Here is a 12718-nt window from a genome sequence, read left to right on the forward strand (position 1 = left end):
TTAGAAATCATTTACTTCCAAAACTGTTTTAAAAATTCATTCTCAATCTTGCAAATGCCATTAATCCATATTTATGATAAACTCACTGCGTCGATTGACCTGATGTTGTTCCTCTGTACAAGGAACGCCATCGCCACAATCATTTAATAATTGCGATTTTCCGTAGCCTTTAGCTGTCAATCGGTTTTTACTGATTCCTTTTTTAACCATGTAATTAAAAGTTGCCTGTGCTCTCTTTTCAGACAAGTTGTTATTGTATGCTTCGCTGGCACGGCTGTCTGTGTACGAACGAATATCAATTTTCATGTTTGGATACTGTTCCATAACCGCAATAACTTTTGCCAGATTCTGTTCTGTATCGGGCTTGATGTTGTATTTGTTTAAGCTAAAAAGCACATTTTGAATTCCAAAAACTTTAGCCAAATCATCGCCTGTAGTAACTCTTTTTGTTCTTTTGTTTACTTTGATATTGTGCTGCATTTTAGAAGCATTCTTCAAGTCTAAAAGACGCATTTCGCTTGTTTCAAACTCTTTACCGTCAGCTTGTAAAACACGAACAAAATATCCTTCATGACCTTTAACATCAAAACTATAATTTCCGTCTTTGTCGCTGGTTACGGTTTGCAATACATTAGATTTTGAATCTAATAATTGAATCGTTGCATTTGCAAGCGGCTTTCCGTTTTCGTCGGTAACAATGCCTGTAACTTGAGAAGCCAATACCAGTTTTGCTTCTTTTTTTGACGCTAATGTTCGAACATAGTAGCCTGCCTTTGCTTTCACATCAAAACTGTATTTTCCGTCTGCATCACTGGTTACCGTCTGCAATAGATTATGTTTCGAATCGAATAGCTGCACTATTGCATTTGCCAATGGTTTTCCGTTTTCATCGGTTACAATTCCTGTAACTTTTGAAACCAACATCTGATTTTCTTTTTCTGTACGGATAAAATAGCCCTCTTTTGCTTTCACATCAAAACTATAGTTTCCGTCTTTGTCGCTGGTTACGGTCTGCAATACATTAGATTTTGAATCCAATAATTGAATCGTTGTATTTGCAAGCGGCTTTCCGTTTTCATCGGTTACAATTCCAGTTACTTGAGATGCCAAAAACTGGTTTTGATCTCTTTTTGATGCAGCTGTTTTAACATAATAGCCTGCCTTTGCTTTCACATCCAAACTGTATTTTCCGTCTTTGTCGCTGATTACAGTCTGCAATACATTATGTTTAGAATCGAACAATTGAACAATTGCATTTGCCAGTGGTTTTCCGTTTTCATCGGTTACAAATCCTGTCACTTTTGAAACTAAAACCTGATTTTCTTTTTCTGTACGAATAGAATAGCCATCTTTAACTTTTATATCAAAAGTATATTTTCCTTCTTTGTCGCTGATTATCGTCTGCAATACATTCGAATTTGCATCGAATAACCGAACTGAAACATTTGCCAATGGTTTTCCGTTTTCGTCGGTTACAATTCCGGTTACTTTAGATGTCAAAAACTTGTTTTCTTCCCTTTTTGATGTGGCTGTTGTAACATAATAGCCTGCCTTTGCTTTCACATCAAAACTGTATTTTCCGTCTGCATCACTTGTTATAGTCTGCATTACATTATGTTTCGAATCGAACAATTGAACAATTGCATTTGCTAAAGGCTTTCCATTTTCATCGGTTACAATTCCTGTCACTTTTGAAACTAAAACCTGATTTTCTTTTTCTGTACGAATAGAATAGCCTTCTTTCGCTTTTATATTAAAAGTATATTTACCGTCTTTGTCGCTGATTACGGTCTGCACTACATTGGAATTTGCATCGAATAACTGAACTGGAACATTTGCCAATGGTTTTCCGTTTTCGTCGGTTACAATTCCTGTAACTTGAGAAGCCAAAAACTGGTTTTCTTCTCTTATTGATGCAGCTGTTTTAACATAATAGCCTTCCTTTGCTTTCACATCAAAACTATATTTTCCGTCTTTGTCGCTCGTTACAGTCTGCAACACATTATGTTTCGAATCGAATAATTGAACAATTGCACCTGCTACTGGTTTTCCTGTTAATGGATCCGTGATAACACCTGTAACTTTAGAAACTAAAACCTGATTCTCCTGTCCCGCCGATTGCGCTGTACGGACATAATAGCCATCTTGGCGTCTTACATCAAAACTATATTTTCCGTCCTGATCCGTTTTTACAGTTTCTAGCAAATTGAACTGTGAATCGAATAACTGAATCGTCATATTCGCCAACGGTTTTCCCGTTTCTTCATCTATTACAATACCTTCCACATTTTGCCTGTGATTATAGGTAATCGCATTTTTTTCTTTAAATTTAAAAATATCATCAAATCCTAAACTCGCGTCTCTATTGGTAGAGAAAAAACCTTGCTGTGTTTTAGGATTAATCCAAAAAGCAAAATCATCAGAACCGCTGTTTACGGGAGCTCCCACATTATACACTTCTTCATAAGCGTTGTTTTTTTCTAATGGCGTGATAAAAATATCCAATCCGCCTAATCCTGGATGACCGTCTGAAGCAAAATACAGCTCATTAGACTCCGAAATAAAAGGAAATGTCTCTTTTCCTTCTGTATTGATTGGAGCTCCTAAATTCTCAGCAGGTCCAAATCCTCCATCACTCAAAATAGCTACTTTATAAATATCTGACTGTCCAAACGTTCCAGGCATATCAGATGTAAAATATAGCGTTTTATCATCAGGACTTAATGCTGGATGTGCTGTGCTGTATTCATCAGAATTAAAAGGCAGCTCTTCTACATTGGCCCATTTGTTATTTTTAAGAGTGGCTCTATAAATCTTCAGATGCACCGTATGATCTTTTCCTTTTCCAGGTTTTCTGGACAAAAAGTTATTTCTGGTAAAGTACATCGTCTGTCCATCTTTTGTAAAAGCGGGAGTCGATTCATTTACTTTTGTATTAATATCGCTCGAAAATTTCTTGGGAGCACCCAGATTTCCAACACTATCCATGGCAGCAGCATACAAATTGGTAAATGCCTGATTGGTCCAGTTATCCTTTCTTCTCACAAATCCAAGTGTATCTCTAGCCGACGTAAAAACAAGCAGATTTCCTAAAAAAGCCGTTCCGTAGTCTGTAGCAGGCGAATTAATTCCGGCATTCTTTACTTCGTAACGTCCAGAATTTTTCTTGATTACTTCTAGATAATTTTTATTTTTATTGTATGCTTTTGCCCTGCTGTCCTTGGTAGCAAGCTGCGTGAATTTTTCCATTATGACAGCCGCCTTTTCATAAGACTCTACTGCTTTTAAGGTCTGGGCATAACGATAATAATATTCTGGCTCTAGTTTTTCATTCATTTCAAAAAGAGCCGTATACCATTTTTCCGCTTGCTGAAACTGACTTCTGAAATAATAGGAATTCCCTATTTTTTGAAATAAGTCTGCTGACTTATATCCTTTATTGGCTATATTTTCATAAATTTTAATAGCATCAATATAGGCGTAACGATCGTAATTTTTGTCAGCAATTTTAAGTTCACCTTCTTGGGCTATAACACTGCTAATTGTAAATAAAAATGGTACAATTAATTTTGGATTCATACTGGCTTTTAAATTAATAGATTTTTAAAAATATCTTGGTGAAACAATTCTTTCGTAATTATCAAAAAGTTCAAAGCGCAGGAAAATCTCATGCGATCCTGAATTATAATTGGCTAATTTGGTTGTTTCAGCGTCATACGAATATCCTATAAGCAAACCGTCGCTTACCTGAAATCCTACCATAGCGCTAAGTGAAGCGCTCCATCTATACGATAAACCTGCTGTAAACTTTTCGTTAAACATTAAATTGGCCGCAATATCGGTTTGTACCGGAGCACCCGAAGCCACTTTTGCCAGTAAAGACGTTTTTAGTTTTATGTTATAATCAATATCAAAAACAAGTCCTGTCATCAGATAGGTATCCATACGGCTGTTTACAACAAAATCTTTCGCATCTTCTCCAGCCATTTTATCGTAATAACTGGTTCTTAACATTCTGGGAGCCGATATTCCCGCATAAAAGTTATCGGAGTACAAATAAACCCCAGCTCCAATATTCGGGGAAAATTTATTATCTATATCATGCTGAAATCTAGGATCGTACGGATCATAGATATTCAGTTTTGTAAAATCTACGTTTAGCATATTAGCTCCAGCTTTTAAGCCAAAAGCTAATTTGTAATCGTAGTTAATATCAACAGTATAAGATAGGTCAGCAGAAATGTTATTATCAACCATAGGACCTATTCTGTCATTTAATATTGACATTCCTATTCCTAATCTGGTATCGTTAAGTGGTGCATTAAAAGCCGCCATATTGGTAACTGGCGCACCGTCTATACCAATCCATTGATTTCGATGTGATCCGAAAATACTCATAACACCACGAGATCCTGCATAAGCCGGATTAAGATTGGTGGTATTGTACATGTATTGTGTAAATTGTGAATCTTGCTGTCCCCAGCTAAAATTGCAGAAAAATAATACGAACGATGTAACTATTAATTTGATCCTTTTCATATTGCAAATATTTTATGGTACAAAGGGACACAATATCTGCGACACATTATTATCAGATTCTATCAGATTAGGACATAGTTCATTTTTCAAATAAATGAAAATCAACACTTAACACCTTATTAATTCATCTATTAGAGGAGTTTTTTATTAAAAAATCCGCTTTGAAATCTAAAGGATTTCAAAGCGGATTTGTATGTTTTTTATAAAAAAGATTCTTGTTTTAAAATGCAGTTTAATAGTCTGCTTTTACAAAATCTTCGTACGGATTCTTTTTATAGGCTCTGTAATATTTCTCTGAGAGATATCCTAATTTGATATTGTCCAAAACTTCTAATACTTCAGATATACTGTCGAATCTGCCACTTTTGAGAAGTTCGTTGGTCAGGATAATCTTTTCTCGCCAGAAAAAACTATTGGGCGTGGTGGTATACATTTTTTTAAACAAAGACATGTACTTCGACATAGACATTTCTGCCATGTCGGCCAGAAAAGCAACTCCGGGAAAACCGGTTAGTAAGTTGTTTAGTAAATATTCTTTTGTTTTATGCAAGGATTCTGCTTCTTTCTCTGAGATCGAATGCAGTAGCGGAATTAAATTGGTATAGCGATCTACAAACTTGCCTAATAACTTTAAGGCAATTCCTCTTATAAACATTTCAAAACCTGGGTCCAGAAAATTTTTATCTTTTGCTCCGCGCATAATGATTTTGCTTTCGCTGTCAATATGATCGTAAAAAAACAGTTTGTTTTTACTTTTTTTGATCCTGCGTTTGTCTGAATTACGAGCAAATTCTTTGGCAACCGAAAATTTCAGCAACTCTTTGGACACTAATAAACGTAAAGCATAAATTCTTTGCCCGATAGCCGGTTGAAAGTTGTTATCCGTTGCATTATCAAATACTGCTAGACCTAAGTTGGCTTTGTACCCTATTTTGTGTTTGACATCTTCTACATGAATCAAGTTCATTTCGTCGCTAAAATCATAATGGATGATGTATAAATCCTCGTCAGATCTCAATCTTCTTACCAATACAGGCACTTTGCCCGTAACATCTACCACAACAACTGAAAGTCCTTCCATTACTTCTGTGCAGTAAAACGAGCCATCGGCAATGCTTTCAGGAAATTTAACGACATTTTCATTAATAACTTCCCCGCCCATTTTAACAAGATCTTTTGCTAATGTTTCCTGCCACTCCCGTGATAAAGAATACGTATGACTAAACTCGACCATTATGTAATCTGTTTGATAAAATCTTTAGGCGACATTCCGTAGAAGTCTTTAAATTTTGCAGTAAAGTAAGAATGACTTGTAAAACTCAATTCGTCAGAAACCTGAGCAATTGTCAAATGAGTTTCCATCAGCAGCCTTTTGGCTTCCTGAAGTTTATTGTTCAGAAAAAAGCTGTTCGGAGTCAATCCTGTCACTTTTTTAAACAGTGTTTTATATTTTGATCCCGACATATTAACGTCTCGCGCCAGTGTAGTAATACTTGGAAAAGAACGATTTAAATTGTCCATCAAAAAAGCCTGAGATTTTACAATTCCCAAAAAATCGTCATTATTAACCTTATCGATTACCAGATCATCAAAAGACATGCTCTGCACATATTCTGCCAAAAGACATTGGACAGCGCCTCTTAAATGAAAATCAAAAGTAACACCTCCTACTTCTCTAGAACGCAATTCATTTAATAGATGAATGCTTTCATTGCTCATTCTAGTTATTTTTAAAATCGTATTCTGCTTTGGGTCTACAATCTGGTCAACATGATCCTTTAAGGTCGGATTTCTCTCAAGATATACTTTTATAATTTCTTTTTTTATAAAAATACAAAGCGTAAATACTTTGGTGTCTTTATCTACAATATAATTGTGCGTTAAACTGCTATCAATAAAACTTAGGTTATAATTCCATTTTCCGATCGAATTGTAAACATTGTCAAATACTGAAGTTGTCTGACCGACTTCGGTAAGATTGTAATAGATGCCTACAAAATCATCCAGTTTATTTTCTTGTGTAAAATGGAGTTTGGTATTAGCGGTAAACTCTTTATAAAATGCCGAAATCCCGAAATCGCAATTCAAAAAATACCGAACACCTGTAGAAATATGATCTGGAGTTACGATAAAATTTCCTTCAACGTGACCTTCCAGCTGTTCTGCGTAAGATTCAACCCAATCTAGTTCTACGCCGTAATGGTGCTTGATTTCTTTCATAAAAGTTATTAGCTCTGATTTTGGTTAACTTAAAAAAACGGAAAACAGAAAAGCAATGCCATAAATGTAGTAATTTTATCATAATTTTCCCCAAAAAACTTGCCCCCAAGCAAAAAAATGCTACACTATCAGCATTGCTTTTCCTAAAATTTAAAGAAATCTGTTTTCCTCGTCACTGTATTGCCCCCCAACAAATACAGTTAATTATCCTGACTCAAATATAAGTAGCCCGCTTTTTCTCTATATCCAGTTCCATTTTTAAACCTTAAAATATAAAAATAGGTTCCCGTTGGCACTACTGCACCTTGTTTAAAAGAGCCTTTCCCATTTCCTTCTCCTCTAAAAACACGCTCTTGTTCATTATATCCATTAGCCTGATATACTTTTATTCCATAACGGTTATAGATTTCTAAAGTATTGTCTGGAAAATTATTGATCCCTTCAATTTTAAAGAAATCATTCATTCCGTCTCCGTTAGGCGATACGGCATTGTAAACTATCAAACCATCTTCCAGTTCTCCTGGTCTCGCCGTTACACGTGCTACAGTAAAAATACCTGTTTTGGACACTCGCCCCGTAACCATTTTCTGCTCTGCATCAACAATTCCACCTTCTGCTTTCCATTGCTGCGTAGGAATATCCCATCTTACGATCTGAATACTAGTCCCTGCTAAAGCATCGTAAATATAAGAAGCCGTTGTAGCTGGATCTAAAGTAAGACTTAGTACAATTTTGTCTTCCTTATTTTCTTTTGTTACTTTCCAGTACTCTTTATTGTCAATTAATTTTATCTGATCCTGCTTCTGATTGTGCGGAAACTGCAAATCTGAATTTTCAAGAAAGTAATGTACCACATAAGCAGCATCTTCTGAGACAGCACCGTGCAGCATCGGACGATAGTAGTTTTTATCTCCGCTAGGAAACTCAAATTCCTTTGTTCCTATTTTTTTTAATTTGCCATCTATAAAACTATTTTTACCTGCATTCTTATGACTACTGTTTTTATCAAATGTAACGGTACTGTCATAAGTATCAGCATCTACAATTCCGTTTTTAAAATCGGCATTTCCTGAAATGCTGATTTCTCTTGCCAATATAAAAGGCACTGTTTCTGACTTATTATCGAATACTACATTTTTGAAACGGGTGTACACATTTTGCGAAACCACATCTCCATCTATAATCTGTTCCTGCCCGCCTATGAAGTGCGTAGTTCCTTGCTCTGATTCGGTAAAACTGATTTTACCATCATTGCTCCAGTGCTGTTTAACCTCTAGCTGACCGTCATTAATAACTTCGCCCAAAGGCGTATTATTAAAATCTGAACCTAATGACACAATAGTGCCTGGCTTGACTTTTAAAGTCGTTTTGTTTACAATCTGCGCTTGTAAAGTGCCAGCACAAAAAAGGCAAAAAAGACCTGTTTTTAGCATCTCTTTATTATAAAAAGATTGATTTTTCATATCATTTTAATTTCCACTCAAAAGCAGTTCTAAAAAATTGAGAAATACTGCAGCTGACTTTATTATTTTTCTCTATTGTTTTGGTTTGAATATTTTTTTTTCGCTCTTTTCTTTTCGAAGAAAAAGGCAATTACTTCAAAAAAACTGAAAGCAATTATACCCCAACAATTACTTTACAAAGAGACAACTAATTATAAATAAGATATATTTAGATTCTGTCAGATTAAGACATTTTTAAACAAACCATTGAGAAGAACAAAAGCATTATTTTATAAATCAACATAGTAAACAAACTCATAAATGGAACATAAAAAAAACTCCAATCTAAACGATTGGAGTTTTTAGCTGTTTTTAAATTATGTGTTATACAATAAAATGGCATTTTTTCACCGTCTATTGTCTTATTATTTTTTTGACAACAAATCTTTTACCATTTCTTTCAGTTCATCAATTTGTTTTTGCTGTTCTTTAATTTCATTCTGCTGTTCTTTAACCGCTTCGATCAATACTGGAATAATAGTAGTATATGTTACAGAATAAAAACCGTCACTTCCTTTTGTAACCGCTTCTGGTAAAATTGGTTCCAAATCCTGTGCTATAACTCCTAAATCATGAGTTTCTTTAAAATTTTTATCCTTAAATTCATCTGTTTTCCAGTTGTACCCGACACCGTTCATTTTCATGATTTTATCAAGTGCATTACCAATAGGTGTAATATCCTTTTTAAATCTTCTATCAGATGGACTATTCCAAGCAGTAGTACCTCCTGCACTTCCTCTTACATATAAACGGTAATCACCACTATAAGAATTCCCTCCTCCAACTGTTAACTGTCCTTTATCATTAAACCATAATCTATTTAATATATCACCAGAATCAAAAACCAAACTTCCGCTAAGTACCGATATCTCTTTTCCGGCTACATAAAGACTGTTAGTTCTCAAAATATTAGCCTCCAAAGAACTACTAAATTTAGCGTTTCCAATAACATCTAATGAATAGTTTGGATTAGTGGTTCCAATTCCAACATTTCCGATTGCCGAAATATGCATTCTTGTATAATTATTAGTTTTAAAATTCAATGCCTGATTATTGGTAGTTCCTATAAAATTGGAAGGTGTCGCAACATTTCCATTTAACTTCCATCCTGAAGAAGAACTAATTAAGTCAGCCATCGAAACCGAAGTCGTACTCACTAATCCTGTAGCGTTTTGTACTAGTGGATAAACTCCAGAAAGCGATGTACCTGTTGCTACTGGCAAACCTGTAACATTTAACGTATTTGCTGCCGAAGTTTCAATTGTTGTTGGTTTTGACAAAACACCTCCTAATTGAGCAGCTCCATTAACACGCGTCAATCCATTATTGGCTGCATCTACAATAGCAACACCTGTACTTGCAACACCATTTACTCTTGACACTAAACTTCCGTTTGTAACCGCCAGAGCATTGCTATTTACTGCTGGTGCTGTTGCCACTTTTCCGTTTACTGTTGAAGTAATCGTATTTACCGAACTAGCTAAAACATTTGTTGTTGCTCCGCTCATAAGAGAAGTTACTGGAGTCTTTTTCAACACTCCCGTTCCTGTAGTTGCCACAATTACATCATCTGTTCCTAGTGTTGTAGTCGCTGCTAAACCCGCAATTCTTAGCGTATTATTGCCATTAGTTGTAATTAACGTTGCTTTTGTTAAAGTTCCTCCTAATTCTACATTACCCGTATTAGAACGCGTAAGTCCATTGCTGGCTGCATTTACAATTGCAACACCTGTACTTGCAACACCATTTACTCTTGACACTAAACTTCCATTTGTAACCGCCAGAGCATTGCTATTTACTGCTGGTGCTGTTGCCACTTTTCCGTTTACTGTTGAAGTAATCGTATTTCCAGAAGTTGACAGGGCATTTGTTGTAGAAGCAGAAATAATCGTTCCTGACACTGTAATTCCTGTGCCTCCTGTATAGGTTTTTCCTACTGATGTAGAAGCTATTTTTTTCAAATTATTATTGGCATCTACTACAACTACCTGTTCACCATCTGTACCGGCAGGAAGTGTTTTTATAATTACACTGCCATCAAGATTAACTTTACCAGTACCTTTTGCTGAGATTTTAAAATCACTATTAGCATTACTTCCTACTTTTACTAAACCGTCAAAATTTATCGCAACGCCCTGAGTTTTGTTGTTATGCTGAAAGCTTGCCAACGTATTTTCGCCAGCTAACCCTACAACATCTAACGTATGACTTGGTGATACCACTCCAATACCAACTTTTCCCCCTGAGCCAATCACCATTCTCTCTGTACTACTAGTTTTAAAACGCAGCGCCTCATTATTCGTTGTTCCTAAGAAACTTGTCGATGTACCTGTGTTTCCGGTTAAACTCCATCCTGATGTACCTATTAGATTTGCTACTGTAGTCTTTTTTAATACTCCTGCAGTACTTGCTATTACCACATCATGTCCCGATAGGTTTGTAGTGGCGGCTAAACCTTCAACTCCCAGTGTGTTTGTTCCTGAAGCTCTAATCATCGTTGCTTTTGTTAAAGCTCCTCCTAATTCTACATTCCCCGTATTAGAACGCGTAAGTCCATTATTAGCTGAATTTACAATTGCAACACCTGTGCTTGCAACACCATTTACAGTAGAAACTAAACTTCCACTATTTACCGCTAAGGCATTTGTTGTATTGGCACTAATTTCTAGACCATTTACTGTAATGTTTCCGATTCCTCTATACGTTTTTCCTACTGAAGCTGATGCTATTTTTTTCAAATTATTATTGGCATCTACTACAACTACCTGTTCACCTGCCGTTCCAGTACTAAGAGTATCTATTCTTACTGACGAGGCAACTAATCTAATTACTGAATTTCCTTTTGCTGAAATATTAAAATTACTGTTTGGAGAATCTCCTATTTTTCTAATTCCTGAGTAGCCAATTGCAATTCCGTGCTTTCCTCTACCTGCCGTAAAAGTTGCCATAGACGCATCATCATCTATAGAACTTTTCACCTCAAGAAATGAAGCTGGTGTTGTAGTTCCTATACCTAATTTACCATCTGTTGACAGTGTCATTTTCTCCGTATTATTACTTCTAAAACGTAAAGCAAAGTTACCTGTTGTTCCCAAGAAGCTCGTTGCTGTACCAGTGTTTCCGGCTAAGCCCCATCCGGTAGCTGCCGCAGCGGCAGGCGCCCAATTTGTTCCATTATAGGTCAAAACTTGACCTGTAGTTGGTGGTGTTGCCACTACTCCTGTGCCTCGCAATTGGTTGGCATTCCATAAAGCTTCATCAGTTTTTGCTGAAACTTTATTATCATTTGTTATTTCAATTCCTGTACTAGCGGTATAGGTTTTTCCTACTGATGATGATGCTATCTTTTTAAGATAATTATTGGCATCTACTGTTATTACATCCTGACCCGCTGTTCCAATATTAAGAGTATCTATTCTTACTGATGAGGCAATTAATCTAATTTCTCCACCTCCTTTTGCTCTAATATTAAAATTACTATTGGATGATCTTCCTATTTTACTAATTCCTGTGTAACCGATTGCAATACCATGCAGTCCATCTTTTTGAACGAAACTAGCCAACGAGTCCTGGTTTGTCGGGTTTACGACCTCTAGACCATATTTTGGTTTTGTTGTATTAATACCGACATTTCCTTCATTTGTAATAGACATTCTTTTTTGGCTTCCTGCCCAAAAATCCATCCCCAGCACATTCCCATTTTCTTCATTATCACGGTTGGAAGTAATTCCTTCACCCGTTGCGGCGCTTCCGAAAGATAGTCCACTTCTAATCGTTCCATCAGCTACATTCTTACCATCAATACGCAATGAATTCTCTGCCCTAACCACAGGTGCATCTAATACAACACTTCCTGTTCCTTTTGCTTTAATATTAAAATCACTATTTGCATCAGTAGCTATTTTACTAATTCCTGAATAACCTATTGCAACACCCTGAGTTTCATTAGCAGGAAGAAATCGAGCCAATAATTCATCATTTGCAGGGCTTTTCACGTCTAAGGCATAAGCTGGAGATTTAAGTCCAATACCCACTCTTCCAGATGTTCCGATAACCATTTTTTCTGTATCACTAGTTATAAAGCGCAGTGGCTGAGCATTTGTAGTTCCTAAGTAACTGTTTGCTGAACCTTCATTTCCAGTTAGGCCCCATGCTGAATTAGTAACAGTCGCAGGCCCCCAAGCTGTACCATTCCAAGTCAATACCTGATCAGCTTTTGGATCTGTTGCACTTACTTCTTTTCCTCTTAATTGGTTAGCATTCCATAAAGCTTCAGTTGTTTTTGCTGCTATTTCATTGTCTGTTATTGTTACACCTGTACCAGCTGTATTTACTGGGGCATCGGCTCCATTGTCACCTTTATCACCTTTATCACCTTTCTCTCCTTTTGCTCCGTCCTGACCGTTTGCACCGTCAGCACCGTTTGCTCCAGTATCTCCTTTTTCTCCCTGGTCACC

At 36.2% G+C, this 12718-nt stretch carries 6 protein-coding genes; all 6 read right to left on the reverse strand.

What is annotated here, in order from left to right:
- Positions 1–60: 60 nt before the first annotated feature.
- Entirely contained in the window at positions 61–3579 is a 3519-nt protein-coding gene (locus Q9Q97_RS06005; protein WP_306155564.1) for a carboxypeptidase regulatory-like domain-containing protein, read from the reverse strand.
- A gap of 24 nt (positions 3580–3603) precedes the next feature.
- A complete protein-coding gene (locus Q9Q97_RS06010) occupies positions 3604–4539 on the reverse strand; it encodes a type IX secretion system membrane protein PorP/SprF (protein WP_306155565.1) in 936 nt (311 codons plus the stop codon).
- A 232-nt stretch (positions 4540–4771) separates the two neighbouring features.
- The gene (locus Q9Q97_RS06015) at positions 4772–5773 is read right to left on the reverse strand and encodes a hypothetical protein (protein ID WP_306155566.1); all 1002 of its coding nucleotides are present in this window, start codon (positions 5771–5773) and stop codon (positions 4772–4774) included.
- The gene (locus Q9Q97_RS06020) at positions 5773–6759 is read right to left on the reverse strand and encodes an AraC family transcriptional regulator (protein WP_306155567.1); all 987 of its coding nucleotides are present in this window, start codon (positions 6757–6759) and stop codon (positions 5773–5775) included. The genes Q9Q97_RS06015 and Q9Q97_RS06020 overlap by 1 nt, the downstream gene beginning before the upstream one ends.
- Positions 6760–6959: 200 nt before the next feature.
- Positions 6960–8222: a gliding motility-associated C-terminal domain-containing protein gene (locus Q9Q97_RS06025; RefSeq protein WP_306155568.1), complete on the reverse strand. Its 1263-nt coding sequence runs from the start codon at positions 8220–8222 to the stop codon at positions 6960–6962.
- A gap of 404 nt (positions 8223–8626) precedes the next feature.
- Positions 8627–12718 (reverse strand): tail fiber domain-containing protein (locus Q9Q97_RS06030; protein WP_306155569.1); only part of this gene is annotated, 4092 nt, incomplete at its 5' end.

The organism is Flavobacterium sp. DG2-3 (assembly GCF_030730925.1).
Lineage (GTDB): Bacteria > Bacteroidota > Bacteroidia > Flavobacteriales > Flavobacteriaceae > Flavobacterium.

What these genes read in the sequence shown, in the direction of transcription:
- Q9Q97_RS06025 (WP_306155568.1), bottom strand. Translation starts at nt 8,222, where the DNA reads ATGAAAAATCAATCTTTTTATAATAAAGAGATGCTAAAAACAGGTCTT.
- Q9Q97_RS06020 (WP_306155567.1), bottom strand. Translation starts at nt 6,759, where the DNA reads ATGAAAGAAATCAAGCACCATTACGGCGTAGAACTAGATTGGGTTGAA.
- Q9Q97_RS06005 (WP_306155564.1), bottom strand. Translation starts at nt 3,579, where the DNA reads ATGAATCCAAAATTAATTGTACCATTTTTATTTACAATTAGCAGTGTT.
- Q9Q97_RS06015 (WP_306155566.1), bottom strand. Translation starts at nt 5,773, where the DNA reads ATGGTCGAGTTTAGTCATACGTATTCTTTATCACGGGAGTGGCAGGAA.
- Q9Q97_RS06010 (WP_306155565.1), bottom strand. Translation starts at nt 4,539, where the DNA reads ATGAAAAGGATCAAATTAATAGTTACATCGTTCGTATTATTTTTCTGC.